Annotated in this window: 18 protein-coding genes, 2 tRNA genes and 1 other RNA gene; 2 read left to right on the top strand and 19 right to left on the bottom strand. The window is 52.7% G+C overall.

Annotated elements, in window-relative coordinates:
- Positions 1-5: 5 nt before the first annotated feature.
- From TRESADRAFT_RS10005 to TRESADRAFT_RS09925, 18 genes are all read right to left on the bottom strand, one after another.
- Positions 6-1,049 (bottom strand): rod shape-determining protein, encoded by a 1,044-nt coding sequence (locus tag TRESADRAFT_RS10005; RefSeq protein WP_002705342.1) that lies wholly within the window; start codon positions 1,047-1,049, stop codon positions 6-8.
- A gap of 40 nt (positions 1,050-1,089) precedes the next feature.
- A complete protein-coding gene (locus TRESADRAFT_RS10000) occupies positions 1,090-2,016 on the bottom strand; it encodes a tetratricopeptide repeat protein (protein WP_141607329.1) in 927 nt (308 codons plus the stop codon).
- Positions 2,017-2,086: 70 nt separating this feature from the next.
- Positions 2,087-2,451, bottom strand: an RNA gene (gene rnpB, locus TRESADRAFT_RS15295) — RNase P RNA component class A.
- 122 nt (positions 2,452-2,573) lie between these two features.
- The gene (locus TRESADRAFT_RS09995) at positions 2,574-3,551 is read right to left on the bottom strand and encodes a zinc ribbon domain-containing protein (RefSeq protein ID WP_002705339.1); all 978 of its coding nucleotides are present in this window, start codon (positions 3,549-3,551) and stop codon (positions 2,574-2,576) included.
- 90 nt (positions 3,552-3,641) lie between these two features.
- The gene (locus tag TRESADRAFT_RS16715) at positions 3,642-3,845 is read right to left on the bottom strand and encodes a UDP-galactopyranose mutase (RefSeq protein WP_002705337.1); all 204 of its coding nucleotides are present in this window, start codon (positions 3,843-3,845) and stop codon (positions 3,642-3,644) included.
- A 37-nt stretch (positions 3,846-3,882) separates the two neighbouring features.
- Complete coding sequence (locus TRESADRAFT_RS09985; protein ID WP_002705335.1) at positions 3,883-4,902, bottom strand: RHS repeat protein; 1,020 nt, start codon at positions 4,900-4,902, stop codon at positions 3,883-3,885.
- A 59-nt stretch (positions 4,903-4,961) separates the two neighbouring features.
- On the bottom strand, positions 4,962-8,306 hold the full coding sequence (locus TRESADRAFT_RS09980; RefSeq protein ID WP_002705333.1) for an SUMF1/EgtB/PvdO family nonheme iron enzyme: 3,345 nt from the start codon (positions 8,304-8,306) through the stop codon (positions 4,962-4,964).
- A gap of 20 nt (positions 8,307-8,326) precedes the next feature.
- Positions 8,327-9,292: a hypothetical protein gene (locus TRESADRAFT_RS16630; protein WP_002705331.1), complete on the bottom strand. Its 966-nt coding sequence runs from the start codon at positions 9,290-9,292 to the stop codon at positions 8,327-8,329.
- A 21-nt stretch (positions 9,293-9,313) separates the two neighbouring features.
- Positions 9,314-10,294, bottom strand: coding sequence for an LPP20 family lipoprotein (locus TRESADRAFT_RS09970; RefSeq protein WP_159100060.1), 981 nt, complete (start codon positions 10,292-10,294; stop codon positions 9,314-9,316).
- Between the two features lie 275 nt (positions 10,295-10,569).
- Complete coding sequence (locus TRESADRAFT_RS09965) at positions 10,570-14,460, bottom strand: pectinesterase family protein (RefSeq protein WP_002705323.1); 3,891 nt, start codon at positions 14,458-14,460, stop codon at positions 10,570-10,572.
- Positions 14,461-14,672: 212 nt separating this feature from the next.
- On the bottom strand, positions 14,673-16,544 hold the full coding sequence (gene rpoD, locus TRESADRAFT_RS09960; RefSeq protein ID WP_002705321.1) for an RNA polymerase sigma factor RpoD: 1,872 nt from the start codon (positions 16,542-16,544) through the stop codon (positions 14,673-14,675).
- Between the two features lie 20 nt (positions 16,545-16,564).
- Positions 16,565-18,376, bottom strand: coding sequence for a DNA primase (dnaG, locus tag TRESADRAFT_RS09955; protein WP_002705319.1), 1,812 nt, complete (start codon positions 18,374-18,376; stop codon positions 16,565-16,567).
- Position 18,377: 1 nt separating this feature from the next.
- Positions 18,378-19,469 (bottom strand): endolytic transglycosylase MltG, encoded by a 1,092-nt coding sequence (gene mltG / locus TRESADRAFT_RS09950; RefSeq protein ID WP_002705317.1) that lies wholly within the window; start codon positions 19,467-19,469, stop codon positions 18,378-18,380.
- Positions 19,466-19,702: a radical SAM protein gene (locus TRESADRAFT_RS09945; RefSeq protein ID WP_002705315.1), complete on the bottom strand. Its 237-nt coding sequence runs from the start codon at positions 19,700-19,702 to the stop codon at positions 19,466-19,468. Before TRESADRAFT_RS09945 ends, mltG begins: the two co-directional genes overlap by 4 nt.
- Positions 19,699-20,193, bottom strand: coding sequence for a YkgJ family cysteine cluster protein (locus tag TRESADRAFT_RS09940; protein ID WP_002705313.1), 495 nt, complete (start codon positions 20,191-20,193; stop codon positions 19,699-19,701). The genes TRESADRAFT_RS09945 and TRESADRAFT_RS09940 overlap by 4 nt, the downstream gene beginning before the upstream one ends.
- Before the next feature lie 91 nt (positions 20,194-20,284).
- Positions 20,285-20,366, bottom strand: a tRNA-Tyr gene (locus tag TRESADRAFT_RS09935).
- Positions 20,367-20,371: 5 nt separating this feature from the next.
- Positions 20,372-20,444, bottom strand: a tRNA-Thr gene (locus TRESADRAFT_RS09930).
- An 85-nt stretch (positions 20,445-20,529) separates the two neighbouring features.
- Positions 20,530-20,907: a chorismate mutase gene (locus TRESADRAFT_RS09925; protein WP_002705311.1), complete on the bottom strand. Its 378-nt coding sequence runs from the start codon at positions 20,905-20,907 to the stop codon at positions 20,530-20,532.
- Positions 20,908-21,066: 159 nt separating this feature from the next.
- Between TRESADRAFT_RS09925 and TRESADRAFT_RS15265 the strand changes: the two genes are divergently transcribed.
- Positions 21,067-21,609, top strand: a complete 543-nt coding sequence (locus TRESADRAFT_RS15265; protein WP_002705309.1) for a hypothetical protein — start codon at positions 21,067-21,069, stop codon at positions 21,607-21,609.
- On the opposite strand, the gene TRESADRAFT_RS15260 is transcribed toward TRESADRAFT_RS15265, so the two are convergent.
- On the bottom strand, positions 21,513-22,310 hold the full coding sequence (locus tag TRESADRAFT_RS15260) for a motility associated factor glycosyltransferase family protein (RefSeq protein ID WP_002705308.1): 798 nt from the start codon (positions 22,308-22,310) through the stop codon (positions 21,513-21,515). The genes TRESADRAFT_RS15265 and TRESADRAFT_RS15260 overlap by 97 nt on opposite strands.
- A 151-nt stretch (positions 22,311-22,461) precedes the next feature.
- Here TRESADRAFT_RS15260 and TRESADRAFT_RS09910 point away from each other — a divergent pair, with 151 nt between their 5' ends.
- Positions 22,462-24,294, top strand: coding sequence for a hypothetical protein (locus TRESADRAFT_RS09910; protein WP_002705305.1), 1,833 nt, complete (start codon positions 22,462-22,464; stop codon positions 24,292-24,294).
- Positions 24,295-24,330: the final 36 nt, after the last annotated feature.

The following is a 24,330-nucleotide window of genomic DNA, read 5'->3' as shown; positions in this document are numbered from 1 at the left end:
ACAGCCTAGTCGTTCAGGTTGTCGTAGACTGAGCGGTCGGTTGACATGTCCTTGAAAAGCTCGAACGCCTGACCGGCACCGAGCGCGACGCACTCAAGCGGCTTCTCCACGAGGAAGACCGGAACCTGCGTCTCCTTGGCGATGAGCTTCGGCAACCCCTTGAGCATGCTCCCTCCGCCGGACATGACGATTCCGCGCTCGACGATATCAGCTGCAAGCTCCGGCGGCGTCTCGGAAAGCGTCACCTTTATCAGCTCGACAATCTGGTTCACTGCGTCCTTCAGCGCCTCGCGGATTTCCACGCTGTCGACGACCTGACGCTTCGGAAGACCAGTGATGGCGTCGTTTCCGCGGACCTCCATCGTCTCGATTGTCCCGTCCTTGTCCGCGACGGCATTCCCGATTTGGATTTTGAGCCGCTCCGCCGCGTACGGTCCGATTTTGAGGTTGTGCGTTTTCTTTATGAAGTTGACGATTGCCTCGTCGAATTTATCGCCGCCGACGCGGATTGCCTTCGTTACGACCATGCCGCCGAGCGAGATGACGCTGACTTCCGTCGTTCCGCCGCCGATATCGCAAATCATGTGACCGGCAGGCTCGTCAATCTTTATCTGCGCGCCGATTGCCGCCGCGAGCGACTCCTCGATGACGTCGACCTCTTTCGCTCCCGCTTTCAGCGCGGCCTCTATGACGGCGCGGCGCTCGACCTGCGTTATGCACGACGGGATTCCGATTTTCATGCGCGTCGACTTGAACAGCTGGTGGCGCGAGATAACTTTCGAGATGAAATACTTAATCATCTTCTCCGTGCTGTCGATGTCCGATATGACGCCGTCGCGCATCGGGCGGATAGCGCTGATGTTACCCGGCGTCTTGTAGAGCATCCTCTTCGCCTCCGCGCCGACAGCAACGACGCGCTTTGTTCCCTTCTCGACCGCCACGACGGACGGCTCGTCAACGACGATTCCCTTTCCGCGGACATATATCAGTGTGTTGCACGTTCCAAGATCAATTCCAATGTCAGTAGAAAAACGCTCGAACAAACCCATAAAGAGCTGCCTCCCTTTTTTTTCAATTTATATTTTCAAATCACCTTTCGGAGCTTTTCTTGAGCGCGGCAAGCGCGCCCGCATGGTTCGACTGAATCCGCAATGCCTTCCGCCATTCGGAACGAGCCTTCGCCATTTCGTTCTGCTTTTCAAAGACGAGCCCGAGCCCGTAATACGCGTCTGCCGCGTGCTCCGAGCCGTCATACTCGTCGATAATGGACCGGAATTCCTTCTCGGCGTTCTCAAGAAGCTCACCTTCGAGGTATATATCCCCCAGAAGGTACCGGCTTTTGAGCGTTATCTTCTCGTCCTTGCATTCCTGCGAAATTCTGTAGAGATACTGCTCCGCCGCCTGATTCTGACCAGCCGCGTGGTACTGCTCCGCGATTGACAAAAGAAGAAGGTCGGACTGCTTGACAAGAAGCGCCTCCGAAAAGGAGGATATGCTTTCGAGCGTCATGCCGAGCGCGGCATAATTCAGGCCGAGGATTTCCGGAATGTCGTCAGCCTTGTACCCGTGCGAGAGCGCAGACTGAAGATACTTGACGGAGAGGTCTGCATAATAATGGTATGCGGAAAGAAAGTCCTTGTAGAAATACGATTTTCCGAGCATGTACTCGATTCTCGGAAGATTTTTGCCGCCATCCTTCTCGAACAGCAGCGCCTGACGAAGGCTCGCTATCGCCTCGTCGATAAGCCCCTGCGCCTGGACGGTATCGTTCTCAGCGGCGGCAAGATAGAATGAGGAATATCCGCGGAAAAGCAGCGCAGTATGGTTGAAAGGCCTGTCGTAAAGCAGCTGCCCGCTTATATCGTATGCCCCGCCGTAATCACCGTCGCGCCATTTCGCCCGCAGGGAAATAAGCGACACGCCCGAATTGGTCCGCGATTTTATGAACATTACGATGCCGAATCCCAAAGCGGAAATGATGACAGCACATAAAAAGACGACGAGAAGCCTTTTCAAAAGCTTCCCCTCTTTTACGACTACATTTCTGCCATGCGAATTCTTCTGAAACATCGTTTTCCCACAAAAAAAAACAGAAAAGACAATAAGCCGGGTTCTGTATTGGATGACCATCTATCCGAATTGCCTGTCGCCAGACAACTTCAGCAGCCTACCCGCAGCGCCCTTCCGGAAAAAGGAAATCGCTGCTACTTGACTTTGCTCCAAATGAGGCTTGCAATGCGGAACCTGTTGCCAGTTTCCCGGTGGGCTCTTACCCCGCCTTTTCACCATCACCCGCACAAAAGCGCGGGCAGTTTGTTTTCTGTTGCGCTGTCTGTCACGCCAAAAGGCGCGCCCGGTTATTACCCGGCATTTTTTCCGGCGGAGCCCGGACTTTCCTCACCCGGCAAGAATTTCATCATTCCGGCCAGGCGCGATCATCTGTCTTTTCTGATTACAAACAAATAGACTAGCCCAAAAACGCCCAACCGGGGCATTTCCGGGCATCGCAGTTCAGGCAGACCGCCCCCGACAAACATTTTTCCGGAGCAGGCCGCCATTTTTATGCGAGGAACCTACTCGGCGTCGGACTCGGAATCGCCGTCGTCATCAAGCTCATCCTCACCCTCGTCCTCGTCGTCCTCGTCATCAACGATTCCGTCATCACCAGACGAGCTGAATCCGTCGTCGGAAGATGAATCGTACCCATCTTCGCCCTGCGCGGCGAATGAATCGTCTTCGGAATCATCAGAGAAATCATCCTCCTCGTCGCTGAGGAAATCAGCGAGGCTTCCGGTCTCATCGAGGTCAAGGAAGTTCTCCTGCTCCTCCTCGCCGGTCTCCTCGTAGAAAAGAATCCTGCTGCAATACGGGCAGAAAAGGATTTTTTCCCCGCCGCGCACCTCATTGGCGAACTGGGCAGGGAGAATCATATGACATCCCATGCAGACGCCGTTCCTGACCGCGACGATTCCCTCGCTGTTCCTTTTTATGATGCTGTGGAACTTGTGCACGGTCTCCTGATATTTCTCGTCGAGGCGGGATGAAATCTCATCCTCGCTCTTCTTCAAATCGTCAAGCTGCGACTTGAATTCGGCAACCTGCTTGTCGAGAACGGAACGCCCCTCATCAAGCTCCGCCTTCTGGCTGTCGATAAGCGACTTGCTGTTCTCAAGCGAGGCGAGACTCTCCTCAAGGCGCTTTTCCTCTTTCTGAAGGCTCGCGCGGACTTCCTTCTCGCGGATTGAAGCCTCGGCAATCTGCTTGTCGAGCGCCTCGTACTCGCGATGCGTAGTCACGTTGTCCATATTTTTCTCGCCGTTCTCTCGGGAAGTCACCGCATCCTCAAGCTCGACCTTAAGTTTCTCGACATTTTCCTTGATAGTCTGATACTCAGCATCCTTTGCGTTCATTTCCTTCTCAAGGGTACAAAGGAACTCTTCCTGCGAGCCGAGCTGCTTCGGAGCGGACTCAATCTGCTTCTCGATTTCGTACCTGCTGACCAAAACGCCCTGCAATTTCTTCAGGCTGTCAAAAACCTCTGTCATTTCCATATTCGCATTATCCTCGATAAAAACTGTCTGAGAAGTATAGATAATTTTTCATCCAATTGCAACGGCGAACCGCCACCCGTTCACGGCACTCTAGAGGATTTTTTCCGCCATCTCCAGCGCTGCGGCAATGGTGTCGTCCATGTCGAAGTAGCGGTACATGCCGAGCCTGCCGCCGAAAACGACCTTGTCCTGTTTTTCTGCAAGAGCTTTGTATTTTGCGTAGAGCGTTGTCGAAATGACCGGTTCCTGTATGAACGGGCTTCGACAACGCTCAAGCCGACACCTGATGTACATCGATTTCAGTATGCGGAACGGGGCAAACGGGAGCGAATCAGTCCGAAACGTACTGCGTGCGCACGGTAATGTCGCCGTTCTGCGTGTATTCGAACCAGAATTCGCCGCTTTCGGTTTTTGTGTGAGCGAGTTTTCCCGACGCGTCGTATTCGTAGCTGATGCTCTCGTTTTTGTCGTAGCTTGTCGGATGGCCGTCGCGGCCTTTTACGACGAGACTATAGAAGACGACGCGTTTTCCGGCATCGTATTTGCGGATTTCGGTCTGCTCAAGATTTTCGTCGTAACAATCCTCATGGGGCCTGAACTCAGTCCAGTGCTTTTTGTACGCGGTGACATTCCCCGCCGCGTCGTATTCCCACCAATACTCTTCATAATCGGACTTTTTGTGGGACAAACGGCCGGAATTGTCATATTCCATAGCCGTCTCTTTGTCGCCGTCCTTTATGCGGACGCATTTTCCCTTGCCGTCATACTCGTACAGGATTTCATACTCCTCGTTCCAACATTCAAATCTGTTATGGGCATAGCGGTTGCCTTTTTCGCGGATGACGTTCCCGTTCTTGTTGTATTCGTAGAAACTCTCCTCATTTTCGTACGACCAGCGTCCGCCATCTTTCTTGTAGCGGATTTTGTTTCCTTTCGAATCGTAGGTATACAGCTCCACGGTTCCGTCTGAATGCTTGGTGCGGATGCGGTTCCCTTTGCCGTCATATTCGTGGAACAGCTCGCTTCCGTCGGTATCTTTGAAATAAATTTCGTTGCCGCGCGAATCGTACTTATAGATTTTATCATCCCCGTAGTCGTTTTTGTAGCGGGTGATTTTTCCGTTCGCATCGTACTCCCACCACTCCTCCATTTCGGGGGTCTTTTTGTGGACGACGTTCCCGCCCTTGTCGTACTCGCAGAGCTCCACGGGGGACACCCACCGCTCAAGCCGCTCGCCGTCCACGGTCACTTCGATATATGCTTTCTCGCCGATTGTCTTCTGCTTCGCGGCATATGAAGAAAACGCGACGCAAAGCGCGACAGCCGCGCACACAACTGATGTTTTTTTCATGAAATCCTCCAAAATTGCATTGTCGATTTATCGCACCTGTTTGGTGCCCGTCATTTCTGTTATTTTTCAGCACGGACGACGCGAAATCCCACGCCCCTTCCCCGGAAGCCGGGCTCGCGCGCCGTGCGGGAATACACGGTGCATTTTGCTGCGCTCGGTGTCGAGTATCCCCACCCGCGCCGCTCCGGATACACGCTTCCGCCCCTGGTCACGCGGTATCTTCCGCGCTCCGCTCCTTTCGGGTTCTTCTGCGCTTTCGCGGCGTCTTTGCCGGAATCGTATGACTCGGCGTAAAAATCCCAGCACCATTCCTCGACGTTTCCGCACATGTCGTTGAGGCCGCAAGCGTTCTTGGCCTTTCCCCCCACGCGCTGTATTGTGTCGGCGTTCCCGCTGTGCCAGACGGTTGTTTCGATGCCGCCGCTTCCCGCGTAAAGACCCGACAACTGTTTTTTTCCGCCACGCGCGGCGTATTCCCATTCCGCTTCTGTCGGAAGACGGTAGCCGTCTGCATTCCAGTCGCAGAGAACCGCGCTGCTGTCAGCGACGTCGCCCCACGTTCCGACATCGGAAGAACCGTTTATCGTGTAGCAGCATTTCCTGTTAGTCGCCTCGCTCAGCTTGTTGCAGAATTTCACGGCATCAATCCAGCTGACGTTCTCAACGGGATACATGTCGCCTTTCGTCGCCGACGGATTCTCGTCCATCAAAAGCTCGTACAGATTCTGCGTAATCTCCGAGACATACATAGCGAAATCAGAGACGCGCACTTCATGAACCGGTTTTTCGTCGCTGCCGGCATTTTCTGCCGCGTTCCCCATCAGGAATGTCCCGCCGGGAATGTCGGCAAGCCCCTGCATTCCAGAAACGGCATCGCAGAGTTTCTTTTTGGCTTCCTTCCGCTCCGCCGCAAGCTCCTTTTCGCTGAGCCTGCACACGAAGCGGAATCCGATTCGCTCGTCGGGCCATCCGTCAACCAGCCGCCTAGACCGAACCGTGCAGGCGTTCTTATCGGCGGAGCTTCCCCCCTTCACGACGCGGCCGTTCCCGTCTCCGTCGTTGCACCATTCGGCGACGTTGCCGAGCATGTCGAAAATCCCGCTTTCCGCCGATTTTTTCGAGGCGACCTCGTGCGTCGTCCCGTCCGTCCATGCGATGTCCCCGGTTTCATCACCCGAGTCGCGCGCGGCATACTCCCATTCCGCCTCAGTCGGAAGACGGTAGCCTGTCGCGGAGAAATTGCAGGAAACGCGGTCAGGCGGGAAGCCGCTTCCCCATTCGTCGGTGTCCGTGGTGCCGTCCACGCTGTAGCACGGCTCAAGCCCGACGCTTTCGCTCAGGCGATTGCAGAAAAGGACCGCGTCGACCCAGCCGACGTTCTCCACGGGAAGGAGCGCGCCGACATGGCGCGACGGATTGTAGCCGGTCACGGACTCGAAAAGCTGCTGCGTAACTTCTGTCGGGCTGATTCTGAATCCGTCCAGTCTCGTTTTTCCGATTTTTCCGCCGGGAACCAGCACGAGGGATTTTTCCGCGCCGGATTGCGACGGACGGATGCCGGAGGGAACCGACACGCCGGAAACGAGCGCATGCCTTTTCAAGGTTTCGCCGACCGCCGGTTTTTCGAGCCACGCGCCGAGGGCTTCGGCTTTCGAGCGGGAAAGGCGGCCTTTTACGACCTCGTCGACCGGCTCGCTCGTGATTGCGGGAGTGCAGACGAATATGTTCTCTTTTTGGAGGGCGCCTTTCTTAAAAACCTTGCCGCGCTGGATGTTTATGAACTGAACGCCGGACACGCTGATGCCGTAAACGGAAGGAGCGATGCTCGAAAGGTCAACGGCGCTGTAGTCGATTTTTGCCTGCACGTAAGGAACATTCATGCGGAAAAAACTGTCGATGCTTTCCACCTTGTCGAGGAACGCGCGGTAAAGCTCGACCTTCGTCTTGTATTTTTTGTCGTGCGCGTCCGGAATCGCCGGAATTTCCTCGCCCGTAATGTCCTTGTACGGGAAAAAACCGTCCTCCGAAAAAATCGTCTGGTCGTTCATCGTGAACGTGAGCGTATAATGCCAGCCGAGCTTTGACGCGTCGTAGTCGCCCATGCGGAGGAACAGCCCCTCGTTCGCAAGCGTGTTGGCAGCGTACGAGCCTTTTACGAGATTCGAGATGTCGGTGCCGATGCGCTTCTTGAGCGGGTTCTGCAGAGCCTTGAGTTTGTTCTCGTTGGCTTTGTTGTTTTTCTGCAGGCCGTCGAATTTCTCGCGTATCCGCTGCAAATCGTTTTCCAGAAGCTGCGATGCCATCTCGTTCAATGTCCCGTCAGGATTCAGCTCGAAAGTGCGCGGTTTCTGCGATTTCCGCTCCGCCTGCTCCGCAAGGCATTCCGCGGAAAGTTTCGCCTGGGCATCGCGGGAGCCGCTCTCAATGTCGTTCCAGTTGTCGGCAAGAAGCTGCTTCTCGCTTTCAATCGCCATAATCTTCTGCAGGGCGCTCATGTTCTCTGCCTGTTTCTTGTGAACGGCGGCGACCTTCGCCTCTACGTCGGCACCGAAGCGTTTTATCTCGGCGCGCAGAGCTTCCGTCCGTTCGCGGTCGGCAGCCTCCTCCTGCTTCTGGCGCTCGGCGTCGGAACTCAAACGGGCAAGCTTCGCCTCCTCGCGTTTCTGCTGCTCAAGAAGAAGCTGCTCCTTAAGCTCAAGCCGGGCTTTTTTCGTGCGGGAAGCCTGGTCCGCGAACTGCTCGGTAAGCGACTTTTTCTGCTCTTCATACAGTTTGTCGATTTCCTCTTTTATCGCGGAAAGGTTTTCCTGCGTATCGGAAAGCAGTTTTTTCGCGTCGCTGTTTCCGTTGTCGTCGGGAAGAAGAGTACGCAGGGCGGACGGAGTCAGGTCGACGCCGAGCTGCCTGAGCATTTCTGCGCCAGCCTCGCGCGGGGAGCGCATCAAATACTCTTCCTGCGTCTCATACAGCGATGGAGAAGCATAGCTTGCGGTCACGCCGCCGGTCTCGATGTCGGTAATCAGGAACGAGAGCCGGTATTTTCCGGAGATGACAGACGTCGTCGCCGTTATATACGTCCGCGCCTGGCTGATTTTTCCGAATTCGACCGGGTCGGACTTGTCGTATTCAAAATCCTCGGACTGCTGCTGCAAATTCTTCACGATTTCCAGCTGGGCGCCGTCGATTACGTTCAGCTGGGAATACTTTGTAAGGGTGCTGATAAGGCTTTTCTTGACCATGGAGGTAACGAGCTCGTCGTTTTTGGCGCCTTCCATCTCGCTTTTGTAAAACAGGATGTTCTGCCCCTTTCCGCCGTCGCCGATGTAATAGCCGCTCCTGCCCTGCGCAAAAATTCCGGTGAGCGCGCAGAGGCCGAAAAGCGAGCACATGATTTTTACCTTCATTTCCAGCACCCTCACAACGCTTACTGCAAGTACGACATGTAGAATTCGCGGGCTTCTTCAGCGGCGCGGCGTGCGGCAGCCTCTTCCGCGTCGATTCTCTTTCCTTCTACAGCCGCCTCTGCCGCTGCCTGCGAAGCCTTCGCGGCCTCGGCGCTGGAAGCTGCGGCCGCAGCCTTTGCCTGCGCAGCATCCGCGTTCGCGCGGGCACGGCTTTCTTCAAGGCGCGCCATCTGCTCCTTGTACGCTTTCTCCTCGTCTGCCGCTTTTTTCGCGTCGACCTTGTCCGCGTCAGCCTTCATCTCGCTGAACAACGCGCCGACTTTCTGCTTCGTCTCGCTCTCGACTTTCGGGTTCTGGATGATTGAAAGCAGGTAGTTCTCGACTATTTTGTCCCATGTAGACTTGTCCATGGAGAAAATCGTGTAATAGATGTAATACTCGTTCGAGTCGCCCGTTTTTACATTCTCGGTGCGGATTCTCTGCCAGAATCCCATCTCCTCGCGAAGCCCTGCCATGTCAGCCTTCGTCTCGCTTGCGGCAAGATAGAGCGCCTCAAGCTGACCGTCGTCGTTCAGCCCCTGTCCAACGCGGCCGATGACTTTTTGATTCAGCTCGGCAGCCTGGCTGTATGCGAATCCCGCGCGGCTGAATGCCTGCGCCTCAGCCTCTGTGCGCCCGCGCGCGGAGCTGAATTTCACGATGCGGCCATTGTCCATTCCCGTCTCTTTTTTGAACAGGTCGCTGTTTCCGCGAACCATGTTCTTGAGCCATGTCGGGGCGGCAGGCTCGTCAAGACCGCGCGTTGACCAGTCGACAACAGCGTACTTGTCAACTTCGCTCGCGGGAGCGACGACGGCAGAAGCCGCGGCAGCCTTCGTGTCGCTTGACGTAGAACCGGCAACCGTTCCCGCCGGGACAGACGCGCATCCTGCAAGAAGCGCAAACGATGCGGCAGCAATGGTCGCAGCAATCGCAGTTTTTTTCATTTTGATTCCTCCAAAATACGTTTATTTGCTTCCGCCGAACTTTTCAGAAAGCGCGGCGGAAAGATTCTCTTTGATGATTCCGGCAAGGAGCGGATACGATTTTTGCTTCGCCTTCTCAAGCGTGTACGAGATTGTTTCCTGGCTGATTTTGTCCTGATACGAAAAGACGTGTTTCCCGTCAGCCGCACGAAGCTCAACGGTGACGGATGGAAAAACAGCAAGAGGACGCTCCCCGACGGGATTCGCGCTCACCGAAACATGCGCCTCGTAGTTTTCTCCGCCGTCCGACGTGACGAGAAACCCCGCCGCGGAGAAAGCTTCCCCGACAGCACCTGATATGATGTTCCGGATGTCGCCGTCAACGAAAATCGCAACCGCGAGTTTTTCCGCCTCCCCATTCATAAGGGCGGGAATCCCAAAAAGCGTTTCCCGGCCTTCGGCAAAATCCTCGTCGGCAGAATCGGAAAGCAGACGCGCAAAGGCAAGCTTCGAAAGAAAATCTCCGCCGGCATCCCACGCTTTTTTGTAGAGCGAACGGCGGAGCGCGGCGTCCTTCTCTTTTTTTGCGCGCCCAATAAAAGACATGAAAACAGACTGCGCGTCCTCAATCTCCGGCTGGAGGTGCAGATAGGCGCGGGCGCGGTTCAGATATGCGACGCAGTACCAGCTTCCGGCCGCCTCGTAGTAATACGGCTCAGTCATTTCGACGCCGGGCAGCTCGATGTCGCTTGTCACGGTCGTCTCCTGCGAAGTCTCGCTCTTCTCATAAGAAACGGCGACGGAAGCATCTCCCGAACTTAATGACTGAATTTCCGTGCTTCGCGCCGTTTTTACGCTGGACTCGACGCGCAGATTCACGTATCGGGCGAGCGCGGAAAGCGCGTCGTTCCGGGCATCCTCCGCGGACTCTCCTCCTCCACGCTGGGCAATATACTGGGAATCGGGATAGACGCGGCGGTAATGAACAACCCACTCTGGAACATCCTGCGCCCCGAGCGGCACCGAGAGAAATAATGATACAAGAAAAAGAAGTATATATAAGGAAGGTTTACGGCAGGATAACGCGGTCATATCCGCGGTTGGGGAGGTACCCCCCCCCCATTTTTCAATGTTCGATTAAGATAAAATCGTATAAATCCTGCCATACGCAAAATAATAAATGGCTATACAGAAAAAATCAATGCTGCCACGTATTTTCGGCGGGCAGCATTGTCTCTCGCATCATCCCGAGCGGATTTCGCCGGAACGGGCTCGGGATGACGAGAAAATCCTATTCGCTATTTGAGCGAATTCATTACTTTTTGTTCGTATGCCGTCCAGTACGCCTCCTTGCAAGTAAAGTTGCCTGTTGAATCAACCGTAAACTGATTTTCGCCGTCGGCATTTTCTCCGAGGACTTTTGTCGGTTTTACGAGATTTTTTGCCAGCGAAGGAATCTTTGCCTTGATTTCTTTTGCGAACTCACCCGCAAGAATGAATCCTCCGAGCTTGTTGTTGTGCGTGCTGTCGCCTGGGAACATGAGTTTTCGCGCATATTCTTCGCTTCCTGCCGATTTGTAAGCGTTCTCGTAGAATTTTTTTGTCAGCTCGAATCCGTCGATTAAAAGAACTTTTTCCTCGGCGGCAAGCTGTTTTACCGCTTCGCAATACGCGTTGTTCTCGGTCGGGAACGTGCCCATTGATTCTGTGGATTTGTCTCCAGAATCGTGATGCGGACGGATTGTTCCGTCTGCGTTAAAGTAAAGTCGGCTCACCGGAGTTACGAGAACCGGAATCGCACCGGCTTTTTTTGCAACGTCAACGTACTGTTTTAAGTACCATTTGTAAGTGCCGCCTTTCCAGCCGTAGAATTCGTCGCCGTATTTTGAAACCAAAGATGATGGAGTCTTGATTTTCTTTCCGGCCGTTACGGGGTAAATTCCGTTTGAGTCGGCTTTTCCCAGCGGAACGTAGCGGTCTTCAAGGTAGCCGGCTTCGTTGTGGCAGTCGTTGTGCCCGAACTGAATGAAAAGATAATCGCCTTTTCCGATTTTTTCCTGGATTTTTTGGAGGGAGCCTTCGTTGATAAAGTTTCGTGAAGAGCGTCCGCCCTGAGCGTAGTTCTGTATTGCGACAGAGTTTCCGAAGAATGCCTGAATGTATTCGCCCCATGAGCCTTCGCTGCGGACTTTTCCGCCCATCCAGATTCCGTTTGCGCTGTAGTCGGTTACTGTTGAGTCGCCTGCAAGGAACACGTTTATGGTGCCAGCCGTGCGTGGTCTGTCTGCGGCGGCTTTTGCCGGACTTGCGTAGCCTTCCTTTATTTGAGCTTCAAGTTTTACTTCTGCCGGAGCGCCTGTTTTTCCGCTTCTGAGTTTTGGCGTTACGACCGCTTTGATGAACGAATTTGAATCATCTTTCGTCAAAAGATATGTTTTGTCCGCAAATCCCTTGGATTCTTTTATGAGAGTTTCTTCGCTTCCGCTGATTCTGTACCACTTAATAGAAGAAATATCTTCGTCGTCAGCTTTTCCAAGCGAGTAGTGAAGCGTGATTGTGTGGCCTGGGTACGGAGTGTTTATGTCGTCGTCAGTCGTAAAGCTCGGCTTTTTGGCGAATGCGGCTTCTCCTGATTTTTTAGGCAATGCTCTGAACGCAGGTGACCAGTCGCCCAAGAAATCTTTTGGCTCAAAACCGTCGATTTTTGAAAGGACTGTGCCTTCCGTGCGGTAGTCGAGGTCCGCTTTTTCTCCGTCTTCGATTGTGCCGAATTCGCGGAAATTTGCTTTTTCCGGCTTGTTTCCGCTCATTTGCGTCCAGCCCTGAACGCTAAAAATGTTCGCTGTTCCGATTGTTGAGTTTACGAACGCAACGCGTGCGTCTTTTCCCCACGGACGACCCAAATATCCTTGTCCGACGAAATAATTCTGGTTTGCGCTCAAAAGACAATTGTAGAAAAGATATCCTTTTTTGCTTGTTGTGCGCGCAGCAGTCAAATATCCGCCTGCCGCGCCTTCCGTGGTGTAGCCCGCAAAACTGATTTCGCAGTCTTCAAAAACAACATCACCGTCGCCAAAAATAAAATCCGTGTTTCCTTCAATAAAACAGTTCCTGAAGTAGCTTCGGAGAACTTCGTTTTTGTACGGATTGTCCTCTGATTTTTGCGCTTCCGAATTGTATCCCGTGTAAAGTGTGTCCTGGCTTCCCAAGAATTTGCAGTTTACGAATTCAGTTCTGCATGCCTCAATTAAGATTGCCGCAGCCCGCTCCGTAAGTGGTTTTGAGCGGACGTCCGAGTTGATTTTTCGCTCAGGAACGCTTCCGTCGGATTTTACGCCGTCATCAAGTTCTTCGTCCGTAATGTATTTGTTGAACGAGGTTTCAAACGTGATTCCTTCGGCGCGGAATGCCGTTGCGCTTGGCTGAACGTAAGTTGCGCCGCCCCATTTTGCCACAGGATGCTTTGCGAATTTGTCGTAAGCCAAATCTTCGTCGTACCAGCCTTTTTCGTCGGCCGAGTAGTACATGTAGCCGATTCCGTAGTACCAGGTGAGCTTAACTTCTTTTGAAGGCGTGTCGTTTTTTAAGGTCACGTAAGGAACGTTTACGATAACCTGCTCGCGGTAAGTTCCCGGTGCAATGTGAATCGTGATTCGGTCTTTCTCGGACTGCGGGTTCATTGCCTTTGCCGCTCTGAGAGCCGCGTTCACCGTTTTGTATTTTGCTTTTGGACCGACTTTCAGGTCTTTTTTGAGCTTGATTTTTGTTTCCGGTGCAATCTTGAACGACATTTTGATGTCTTTTGAAAGTGCGCTTCCAGAAATTACAACGTGATTTACGGTTTTTGTGTTTTCCGTCTCCGCAAGAACTTCGTACTGACCGTCGCGGAGATTTACCGAATATGAATCCTTGCTGATTTTTCCGCTGTAAACGTAGCCGTCATCAAGATTTTTGAATGAAAGTGATTTTGGAAGTGGCTTTGTTTCTCCAAAGAATTTTCCGTTTACAGTGTAAGTTTTTTTGATGGAAACTTCGATGTTTTCAGAAAAATCCTTTGAAAGCTCAAAAGAGCCACCCTTCGTGATTTCGTAGTCATTTGCTCCTTCAAGGCTTGCCGTGTAGCGCACCATCGGTTCAAGTTTTGCTTCGTAGTCAAAAGTTCCGTTTCCGCCCGAAAGTTTTGCTTCAACCGGCTGGTAAACGCTGCCTTTTGGTGGATTCATAACGAGCTTTAATTTTGAAGTGTCGTATTTTGAATCGATTCCTGCGAGTTTTCCGCTTGCCTTGTAGAGAATTGCTTCCGCTACGACGAGGTTTGCCGTGTGAGAGATTCCCGGGGCAACTTTTGAGAGGTCAAGGATTCTTGTGTCAGGATTGATTCCGTAGCCAGGAACGCCTGAAAGAACTGCCGTGAATGTTTTTCCGGCAGGAAGGCTTGCTTTGTAGCTGTTTCCTGCGACTTGCGCATTCAGTTCCTGATTCGTGCCTTTTACAACGAATTTGAGCGAGCCTTTTCCGTTGAGATTTGAAAGCGAGCCGGTCACTTCGACAGCTGGTTTTCTTACGACTCTGTAAAAAACAGGTTTTCCGGCTTTTTTGTCCGTCCAGATTCTGTAAGTGCCGGATGTCAGTGCAATGTACGAATAGATTTGCGATTCAGCTTTGATTGGGGCAGTTTCGTCCTGAACGGTTGTAACTTTGCCGTCCTCTCCGACTGTTGAAAAGTGAATCGTTGTGTCTGCGGCGGCAGAGAGCCGTGCGTAGAACGTTACGATATCGCCTGCGCGGACGTTTTTGAGCGTAAGGCATCGCCTGTTGTCTCCGCCGCTACCGTTGCAGTAGTAAATTCCGTTTGAGGTGTAGCCGTCATCAAATGTGTACGAGGCGTAGCCCTGCGTTCCGTAATTCTTTTTTCCCGGATTCGACTCCGTTCCGTAGTAGGCTCGGTCGTTTGCCACGACGGTCAGCGTAAGGTCGCCGTAGGAAATGTCTCCCGCGCTGTCGTACTTTCCTCCAGTGCCGAGGAGAGCCGTGTTGTCAATGTCGGTCTGTGAGATGTGGTTCACCGCTCCGCTTTCTGGAACGCCGCCAAAATCCCACACGTCGATTTTACGGTTTTGGGCTGATAACGCAGCAACTGCCGAGATGGCAAAAACCGCACCAAAAACTTTTTGAAGCATTTTTTTCATACAAAACCTCTTGCATGTAAGACGAGTATTTTTATCTTTTTATAGACTACCACGCGAAGAGGTGAAAAGTTTTGTTGCGTCTTAGGTTATTTCCGCTCTATTTAAAAATTTTGTCATGCCGAACGCGTTTTTCAGCATCCGCTATTCCGCGAACAGGGCAAAAAAATGCCCGGAAAGACTTCCGGGCAATACGGTTCAATCAAAAGAGGGAATCATGTCTCGACAAAATCGCGGAGACCGTTGGAACGGCGCGGATGGCGGAGCCGTCTCAATGCCTTCGCCTCAATCTGGCGGATTCTCTCGCGGGTGACGTTGAAGTACAAGCCGACTTCCTCAAGCGTGAGCGAATACCCGTCGTCAAGCCCGAACCTCATCTTGAGAACCTCCTGCTCGCGCTGCGGGAGCGTGTCGAGAACGGAGCGAATCTGCTCCTGAAGGATTGTGTACGCCGTCTTGTTCGCCGGATTCTCCACGTCCTTGTCCTCGATGAAGTCGCCGAGCTGGCTGTCCTCCTCCTCTCCAATCGGCGTCTCAAGGGAAATCGGCTCGCGCGCGACGTTCTTGACCTGCTTGACGCGGCTTGCCGGCCATCCGAGCTGCTGCGCGATTTCCTCGTCGGTCGGCTCGCGCCCGAGCTTCTGCATGAGCTGGCGGCTTTCGCGGACGACTTTGTTAATCTGCTCAATCATGTGGACAGGAACGCGGATTGTGCGCGCCTGGTCGGAAATAGAGCGCGTAATCGCTTGGCGAATCCACCATGTCGCGTATGTCGAAAATTTGTATCCCTTCCGGTACTCGAATTTCTCGACCGCCTTTATGAGACCGATGTTTCCTTCCTGCACGAGGTCGAAGAACTGGAGGCCGCGGTTCGTGTATTTTTTTGCGATGGAAACGACAAGGCGGAGGTTCGCGTTGATGAGGTGGTTCTTCGCCTTCTCAAGCTTTTTCCTTCCCTGCTCGATTTTTCCCGCCATCGTGAGGATTTCCTCGACGCTGTTCTCGAATTCGTACTCCATGCGGCGGAGCTCGCGGTCGATTTTCTGAATCTGCGTGTAGACGTCGCGGATTTCGTCGCTCCTCATCCCCAGCTCAATCTCAAGCTTCTCCGCCTCCGAGTGGATTGCGAGCCTGCGCCCGAGGCTTCTGAGCTCGGCGGCATTCGTCACGCGGAGCTCCTTCATCTTCTTTTCCTGCGTGTTGTAGAAATCGTCGATTTTCCGCGTCGCCTCGCTGAATTTCGTGCTGAAAAGCTCGATTTCCTCCGTCTGGATGTCAATCTGCTGCAGTGCCGGCTGAATTTTCGCGCGGAGCTCCACGAGCTGCGGGTCGCTGAAGATGGAGCTTGACTGCTCGATTTTGAACAGCTGCTTCTTGAGCGCCATGTATTTCTTCATGTCCTCTTTGACCGGTTTCACGAATTCACCGTAGCACGTCTTGAGCCTGCGCTTCTCCGCCTGCGCCTCGTTGATTTCCTTCCTCGGCTTTCCCGGCTCGTGCGGGTCGATTTTCTTGAACGCCTTCTGCGAAATCTCGAAGAATTCGGGAACCATCATTCCCGCCTGCTTTATGACGTCCTTTATGATGTTCTCCCCGTCTTCCATTTCCTTGGAATATTTGACTTCCTGCTCGGCGGTGAGGAGCTTTTCCTTTCCTATTTCGCGGAGATAAAGGCGGATCGGGTCGTCAACGCTCGATTCCTTGTCGCTGTTGACGAGCTTGTGCGAGTCAAAGTCGTCAATAGCGCTGGCAACGTCCTCGCCCTGCGAGCCGTCCTTCTGACCGTCGTCCTCGCCGTCATCGTCGTCGAGGATTCCCTCTTCCTCGTCCTCTTCCTCCATCTCGGCTTCCTGGCTGCTCAAATCATCGATGCCTTCCTCGATAACCTGAATTTTGTTCTCGGCCAGGATGCGGAGAACATCGTCCATGTTGCCGTTCTTCGATTCGGTTTCCTCGTTTTCCGGATTCGTGAAATCGGGGCCGAGAACCTCGTTGATTTCGTCGAACGTGATGACCTGCTTCCCCTTCGCATATGCGAGCAGTTTCGCGATTGCGGGCGGAATCTTCGTTTCGTTTTCGTTAGCCATATCTTTCCTCTCAATAGTTTTCAAAATGAATTGTCGCGGAGCATTTTGTCCACCGCCATGATTTCCTCGAAGAGCGTGACAAGCTCCTCGCCGTCATGGGCCGACGACTGAATCTCGGAAAGCCTGTCCTGAAGCCGCTGCCGCCGCCTCATGAGCGTTTTCCGTTTCATCATCCGTATCCCATCTTTTACCGACTGCTCGGTGTTCATCGAGTATTCCCCGCTCATCACGGATTCCTCCACGAGATTGGAAATAACATCGTTCTGGCACCGGCTTTCGACCGCATCGAGCGAAACGTCACCCTCCTCGTGACATTCCTTCAGCGCGGTGAACAATCTCCGGGCAAGCGGATTTTCGAAATCGTCCTCGCCAAGCTCTGCCTTCATCGTCTCGAACAGATTCATGTCTGCGATGACAGCGAGAAGCGTCCTCAGCTCGGCGTCCGGCTTGACCTGCGCCGCTCCGTCCGGATGCTCTCCTTTTTCGTTCTGTCTCCTCAACGCAGAGTACGATGCAAGCCTGTTGTTAAGCTCGGAACGATTGTAAAAATCCCTGCTCACAGCCTCCGTGGAAAGCCCGATTGCGACCGCAATCTTTCCCAACGTCGACTCTTTCTGTATATCTGACTGGAGCGCATCGACATAATCGAAAAGCTCCTTCGCTATCCTCGCCTTCCCTTCCGGCGTATCGACCGGATACGACTGCTTGAGCGTCATCACAAGGTGCTCGAAATCGAATATAGAAGACTCGACAGCCTCCGTCAAATGCTCCTTGCCAAAAAGTATCATTATTTCCGCGGGGTCTTTTCCCCCGTTGAGATGGACGACGCGCGTGGGGATTCCCTGCGAGCGGCACATGAGGATTGCCCGTTTCGTCGCCGCCTGCCCTGCCCCGTCCGAATCGAACGACAGAATCACCTCGTCGACGATATTCTTCACGAGCCGAATCTGCGATTCAGTCAGCGCCGTCCCCAAAGGCGCGACCGCATAATCGACACCGCACTGATGGTACGCTATGCAGTCCATATATCCCTCGCAGAAAATGACCTTGCGCTTCTGCCGTATCGCCTGCCGCGCGAAACTGAAACCATAGAGGATTTCGCCTTTCTGGTACCACGGAAGGTCGGTGGAATTCATGTACTTTCCCGTGTGCTCCATGTTCCCGCGCAGAAACCGTCCCCCGAACGCGACGACGTTCCCGTTCTTGTCGGTGATGGGGAACATCAGCCGGTCGGAAAAAAACGCGATGTTCTTGTAGTTCCTGCTGAAAAGGCCCGAGCCGTCGAGGAATTCGTCGCTGAAATTCTTCGAGCGGAGGAATTTCCGCAAGTAATACCTGTCCCCAGGCGAATAGCCCAAATTGAACCGCTCGATTATCTCATCCGAAATCCCGCGCCCCTTTATATAGTCGAGCGCGAACTTCCCCGCCTCCGTGTTCGTCAGCATATAATGGAACGTTCCCGCGACGCGCGTGTAAAGCTCGATGTACTTCTTGTTGAGGTTCGCCCCCTCGTCGGGAACGAACGTGCCTTCCTCGTATTTCAGCTCGACGCTGAACTGTTTCGCGAGTCGGTCAACAGCCTCCGGAAACGGAATTCCTTCCATCTCCTCTACGAACGAAATAACGTTCCCGTGTTTTTTGCATCCGAAGCAATGGTAAATTCCCCTGTCAGGCGTGACGCAGAAAGAGGGAGTCTTCTCGTTGTGGAACGGGCAGCATCCCCACCACAAGCTTCCCCGTCGCTCAAGCTGGACGTATTCACCGACGACGGCGAGGATGTCCGACCTCATCCTGACGGCATCGATGGAGTCGCGCGTTATTTTTCCCGGCATGTCAGTTTGCCTTCTTCGTCTTGAACTCCATCCCTGCCTTTATATGCGACTTGAACGAAGTCGAGAAAGTATGGGAACCCGCCGCCGAATCGGTGAGAGTAAAATAGAAGTAATCCGTCTTCGGAGGATTCATCGCCGCCTTTATCGCGACCATCCCCGGATTCGAAATCGGGGTGGGCGGAAGGGACTTCCACCGGTACGTATTGTACGGGCTGTTTATCTTGAGGTCGTCATACGTGATGACGTCCGGATGCGGCTTCCCCTGAATTTCCGTGATGATATATTCGATTGTCGCGCACGAATAAAGCCCGACGCCCGTCTCAATCCTGTTAGAGAACACGCTCGCGATAAGGGGCGCCTCATCGTCGACGCGGTATTCACGCTCGACAATCGACGCGAGAATCAGCTTGTCGTAGGAGATTGAATCGAACCCAGCTTTCTTAATGTTCGCGAAAAAATTCTCGACCATAATCGAAATCACCTCGTCCGCGCTCATGCTCGGGTAGAAAAAATACGTGTCGGGAAAAAGAAATCCCTCGCAGCTCGCCGCCTCGACTCCAAAAGATGCGATTTTTTCGAGTGTTTTCCGGCTCTTCGCGCTTTCCATGAATTCGCCGAACGGGCAGACCTTGCTTTCGTCCAGAATCCGCGCGATTTTGCTCGTCGTCAGCCCCTCGGGAATCGACGTCTTTATGTACGCCTGCTTGTCGTCGGCGAGCGCCGTGATTATTTCGAGGAGGGACATCGACGGGGTGATGTCGAAGACGCCGTGCTTTATCACGACCGCGGAATTCCGCCTCAGCAGTATTCTCGGGAAGCGGACTATCAAATAGAAAAGGTCGGCAGAGCGGATGAGCCGCTCCTCCTCAAGCTTCGCGCCGATTGCGCGCACGCTCATCCCGCTCGGAATCGTCACGAAATTCTGCGTGACTACGGAACCTGGGTCGACGGGCGTTATGAGATAGCGCACGACGGAAACACATGCAGCCGTGGACAGCACGGCAAAACACACGAGAAAAAGCGCGATTTTCGAAAGGACGGACATTTTCCGCCCGGATTTTTTTGAAGGCTTCTTCGTTTTCTTCTCTTTCATTGCAGCTGCGAATAAAACCGCTTCACTTCCTGAATCGACATTGAATTGTAGATTCTCGATTCGACAAGGTTCCGGAACGCGGAAAGCTCGTCAGGGAGACTGTCCTGGTTCCGCCTTATGAATTTTGCGAGCGACTTAATCTCCTCCTCCGTGAAATGATAGTCGACCCCATCCTTGAGGTCAGATTGATTCGATTCGTTTTCGCAATTCTGAAGTATGTCTGGCAGCTTCATGATTTGTTTCCGCTCTCCGCCTTCTTCGAGGCAAGCCTCTCCATGTACTCGTTCCTGTGTATCGGCTCACTCGCATCGTACGCCGCGCGCTGCGCCTCAATCTCTTCTTTTGTCCACACCCTGCCGCCCGCGGCATTTATTCCGGGACAATCAGCGGCGCAGGAATCCCATTCGGCGCGGCTTTCGAGCATCCACGACCAGAACGGATATGTCGAGCACTGGACGGGACGGCTGTCATATGCGCTGCACCCGCAGTCCTTGTTCCAGAGGATGCAGTCGTAGTTCTTCCGCTCCTTGAGGCACAGAACCTGCGTGTTGTCATAATACTGAACCCACCTGCAATACGTCTCCACAAAGCGCCCCTCGCTCACGCCGAACCGCTCGCACAGACGCGCAAGGTCGGAATAGGAAAGATAGACCATGCCGGGAGAAAGCCGGCAGCAGTCCGAGCATCTGTTGCATGAAAAAACAAGACCGTCGTCGTAAAACATTCTTTACTCGATACAAAAAAATCTTCCGACAAACGCCGGGCAAATAAAAAAGGTCTTGAGACCCTTCAATTATCTCAAGACCTTTCTTTCATGGGGAGTGAGGGACTCGGACCCCCGAACCCGAAAGGGAGCGGATTTACAGTCCGCCGCAATTGCCGCTATGCGAACTCCCCGTATCAGCCGCCTGTAGGACTCGGACCCACGACCCCGAGATTACAAATCACGTGCTCTACCAACTGAGCTAAGGCGGCGTTTTCTCGTTCTCAACCAAGCGTCGGGAACGAGAAACAATATATATTTTAGAACAAAAAATGTCAATGCTTTTTGCAAAAAAAATTATTTTTTTGCAAAATCGGGGCGGAGGCGTTCGCCGCCGTTTATGTAGACGTGATGGAGCTCCGCACCTTCATCAAGGTAGCAGGTGACAAGCACCCTGACCATCTTCTCGGGGGAGCCGTCGACTTCCGGCTCCTGGCTGCAGAACAGCGCGCATGACGAGACGTCGAAATCCGACTGCCCGCGCCTGAGCGCCGCCGCCGGATTCATCGCGGTAAGGTCCCCCGTCTGCGTGAACTGAACCGACACGATATCTTCCGGGGAAATCCCGTTCAAAGAGAAAATCGAAAGGCACATCTCGACGACGTTTTTCTGAATCGATTCCTTCGAGTTCTCCGCGCCGGTCGCGCCGCGAATCCCGAAAAGCCTTCTGCTCATAAAAACTCCTCCCGGGCATCCCCGGCATGGCAATTGAACCGCCCTTTTTCTATAATAGACATGCTCCGGAAAACAGTTCCGGAGACGAATCGAGGGCAAGCCGTTTTTGATGATAGCCGTTTCCAAGGGACAATTCAATCACGGCGGGGAGAATGGAATTTGCGCAGACGCGGAAAAGACAACCTTCCGCAGACGGAAGAAAGCGAAATCGAGGAGCTTGAGCCGCTCGAAAATGCCGACGGCGGCGGGCCGGACGACGACTTCGAGCTGATGACCAGAAGCGAGATTGATGCGCTCAAGCTCGATGACGACGAGCCTTCGGAGCTGGAGATTTTCGCGGAGCGGTTCTTCGACACCAGCCTCCAGTCCAAGATTCCGATGTTCATGCGCCTCACGAGGCGTTCCGTCGTCTTCCTTTTCCTCATGCTGCTCGCGTTCATAACGTTCTTCATAATCGGGAACCATCAGAAATTCCTCGACTCGAACCTGAAGCTCATACTTTCGCTGGCGACGGCAAACGCGATAATGCTCGCCATCATGAGCGCATTCGCTTTTCTGGAAAGCATCATCTGCATCGCGACGGAGCGCAAGCTGCTGTTCGTCTTCTATTCGCTCGCGTTCACGCTTTCCGTCGCGTTCGCGTCTTCCACGGGAGTTTTGTCGGCGGTGCTGAACGCGCTCTCCGACGGATTTTCGCCGTGAGAGAACGCAACGCGTGCAGAATTCGGAACGACGAGGACGAAATCGCCCTCGTCCGCGCGTACCGACACGGGAAGATTGCGCCCAAGATGCCCGGAGGAAATTCTGTTCGATATGCTCGGGACGCCCGAGCGCCTGAACAGCCCCGATTCCCACTGAAGCCCCGACGACTCGATTTTCCCGCCGGAACGGAACGCCGTCGTCCTGAAAACGGAAACGTCGTCGGAAATCCCGAGCCCGAAAATCTCGCACCACGAATGCTCGGGAAGAAGGTAAAGGAACTGGAATCCGGAAATCCACACATCGGGGCGCAAGGACTTGTCGGAGAAAATGTCGAACACCGCAAGAAGATGGTCGATTCTCTTTCCGCCGCCCGCCCCGACAAGGACGATTTTGTCCGCAAAGCGCGAGAATTCCACGGAGCGGGCGCGAAAAAGGGCAAGCTCCGTGTCCGTAAAATCCTTGTCGCGCGGAAATTCCTCAACCACGCCGGAAACGGAAGACAGAAGAGCCGTGTCCGAAATGCTGTCCCAATCCCCCATCGCCGCCTTCAAATCGAAAAAACCGAAAAAATCCTGATACCGCCCGAACGTCTCAAGCCCCGAATCCGCCGCAATCGCCGCGACCGGCTTTTCCGCACGCGAAAAAAACTCCGCGCACAAATCCGGCTCCGGCGCGTCCCCGCCAGTAAAAACGCAAACCATGAGCGCGATTTTAAAGAAAAACGCGAAAAGCTGAAACAGCACGGGAAATTGTAAAGAAATTGTAAAATGCCGGCGGAAATGGCAGCTTTGATTTTTCGGATAGCCGAAATTTTATTATTTTGGTCATACAAAAACAAAAAAAGGAGACCAAATGAGCAGAAATCTATTGCCCGCATATTCTGTGTTCAGAGTTTTAGCGAACACGGCGAAATCAACGAAAGACGTCTTGAAAAGCTTTATCGCGACATTCTACGTCCAGAAATTCAAGAAAAAAACATTTCTGATAAACGATTTCGCAAGCCAATTCAATTCGTTTTACGGATTCTGCATTCCAAACGCAGTGATAAAAAACGTACTCGTGGAAAAATTCGACTGCCATATCGGAAAAGGCGGATGGTACACAATGAACGCGGGAAAAATTAAGGACGAGGACATTTTTGTCCTTGACGATTACAAGACCACGACCGACGAGTTGATTGACGATTTCCTGAAATACGCAAGCCGTTGCGGTGCTGATTTTATTACGATAAGGGATGATTTTATCAACTATTTCAACGGCACGATAGTGAAAAAGGAAAGCAACCGAGTTATATCGGCGTATATAATAAAAATCCAGAATTCGAATTCCAGTCTCAAGGAACTAATCGATGATTTGAATTACGGAAGCATAATTTACCGCGGAATTACAATGGATTTACCGGAAATCAGCTCATGGAGCAACGAGCTGACGATATATCTGAACACCGACATTCTGTTCGACATGAACGGAATCAATGGAGAAGCATACAAAAAATCTATTGAAGAATTCCTCGAACTCGTGAAGGAGGTCAACGCCAAAAAGAACTGCATCCACCTCCGGTATTTTTCCGTTACGAGGACGGAAGTCAACAGGTTCTTCTCCGCAGCAAAGAAAATTCTGTGCAATAAAACCATATTCTCCCAGTCGAACGGAATGACGTTCATTCTAAATAAATGCACGGACGTTTCCGACGTGTTGGAAAAACAGGGATTGTTCTACGCGAAGCTCAAGAAATACGGAATTCTTTGCGACGAGACCAACAGGGTGACGCGCATCGACGAAACCGACATCGAAAAAAGGGAGGAACAGGAGAACTATATCAACAAGAATTTTGCCTTCCTGAATTTCTCCGACGATTTCCTCGACAAAATAGAGGAGCTGCGAAACGGAATTACGACGAAGGCAATCGACAAGACCGGATTCATATTCCTAACGAGAACCGACGAAATCCTGAAAAAATCGAAGGAAAGAACGAATATCACCCACGCGATAGGTCTTTCTCCAACACCAGAGTACATGGTGACGGCGCTGTGGTTCCACCTGAACAAGGGGTTCGGGCTAACAGACCTCCACTCTTTGGACATCGTTCTTCGGAGCAAAAAAATCTATGCAGGAATCGTCGCAGACGAGCAGAAGAAAAAAATCATGGAAGCGCAATCGGATTTCATGAAAAAGGCGTTAACTAAGGAACAAACATTCGAGGTAATTGCCGCGCTCAAGCAGTTTTCTTCCAAGCCCGAGGACATAACATCGGAAACAATTGACTGGGCCGAGGAGCTGAACGACAAAACCGCGAACCAAATCCTCGAATCGAACGAAATAGAGCGGCAAAAAAATCAAGACGTGATAAACCTTCTGAAAAAACAAAGAGATGAAGCGAACAGGAAAATTCAGGACAACTCAAAATATACCGAGTTTGGCGAGAAAGCGTACAGATACCTCGAATGTCTGAAAAAAATCGGGAGGACAGCCTACAAAGTCCTCGTTTTTTTTCTCATGCACATGGCGCTTCCCGCCGCCGTCGTATTCGCTTTCGCATTCGTGCTGAAGACGATAAAAAAAGACGAGCTTGACTGGTCATTCGTCTTTTCTAACTGGATTTCGCTGGGCGGAACATTTCTGATTGCGGAACTGTTTACATGGATGAGGCGGATTTTCTGCTTTGCCGTCGATTCCCGAAAGTGATGCATTCCTCGGGATTTTTTTTGCATAGATGATTAA

Source organism: Treponema saccharophilum DSM 2985 (genome assembly GCF_000255555.1).
Classification (GTDB): Bacteria; Spirochaetota; Spirochaetia; order Treponematales; family Treponemataceae; genus Treponema_D; species Treponema_D saccharophilum.
The sequence above is the reverse complement of the archived record's forward strand: the minus strand, read 5'-3'. Positions and strand labels throughout refer to the sequence as shown.

What these genes read in the sequence shown, in the direction of transcription:
- TRESADRAFT_RS10005 (WP_002705342.1), bottom strand. Translation starts at nt 1,049, where the DNA reads ATGGGTTTGTTCGAGCGTTTTTCTACTGACATTGGAATTGATCTTGGA.
- TRESADRAFT_RS09995 (WP_002705339.1), bottom strand. Translation starts at nt 3,551, where the DNA reads ATGGAAATGACAGAGGTTTTTGACAGCCTGAAGAAATTGCAGGGCGTT.
- TRESADRAFT_RS16715 (WP_002705337.1), bottom strand. Translation starts at nt 3,845, where the DNA reads ATGTACATCAGGTGTCGGCTTGAGCGTTGTCGAAGCCCGTTCATACAG.
- TRESADRAFT_RS09985 (WP_002705335.1), bottom strand. Translation starts at nt 4,902, where the DNA reads ATGAAAAAAACATCAGTTGTGTGCGCGGCTGTCGCGCTTTGCGTCGCG.
- TRESADRAFT_RS09980 (WP_002705333.1), bottom strand. Translation starts at nt 8,306, where the DNA reads ATGAAGGTAAAAATCATGTGCTCGCTTTTCGGCCTCTGCGCGCTCACC.
- TRESADRAFT_RS16630 (WP_002705331.1), bottom strand. Translation starts at nt 9,292, where the DNA reads ATGAAAAAAACTGCGATTGCTGCGACCATTGCTGCCGCATCGTTTGCG.
- TRESADRAFT_RS09965 (WP_002705323.1), bottom strand. Translation starts at nt 14,460, where the DNA reads ATGAAAAAAATGCTTCAAAAAGTTTTTGGTGCGGTTTTTGCCATCTCG.
- rpoD (WP_002705321.1), bottom strand. Translation starts at nt 16,544, where the DNA reads ATGGCTAACGAAAACGAAACGAAGATTCCGCCCGCAATCGCGAAACTG.
- dnaG (WP_002705319.1), bottom strand. Translation starts at nt 18,376, where the DNA reads ATGCCGGGAAAAATAACGCGCGACTCCATCGATGCCGTCAGGATGAGG.
- mltG (WP_002705317.1), bottom strand. Translation starts at nt 19,469, where the DNA reads ATGAAAGAGAAGAAAACGAAGAAGCCTTCAAAAAAATCCGGGCGGAAA.
- TRESADRAFT_RS09945 (WP_002705315.1), bottom strand. Translation starts at nt 19,702, where the DNA reads ATGAAGCTGCCAGACATACTTCAGAATTGCGAAAACGAATCGAATCAA.
- TRESADRAFT_RS09940 (WP_002705313.1), bottom strand. Translation starts at nt 20,193, where the DNA reads ATGTTTTACGACGACGGTCTTGTTTTTTCATGCAACAGATGCTCGGAC.
- TRESADRAFT_RS09925 (WP_002705311.1), bottom strand. Translation starts at nt 20,907, where the DNA reads ATGAGCAGAAGGCTTTTCGGGATTCGCGGCGCGACCGGCGCGGAGAAC.
- TRESADRAFT_RS15260 (WP_002705308.1), bottom strand. Translation starts at nt 22,310, where the DNA reads ATGGTTTGCGTTTTTACTGGCGGGGACGCGCCGGAGCCGGATTTGTGC.
- TRESADRAFT_RS09910 (WP_002705305.1), top strand. Translation starts at nt 22,462, where the DNA reads ATGAGCAGAAATCTATTGCCCGCATATTCTGTGTTCAGAGTTTTAGCG.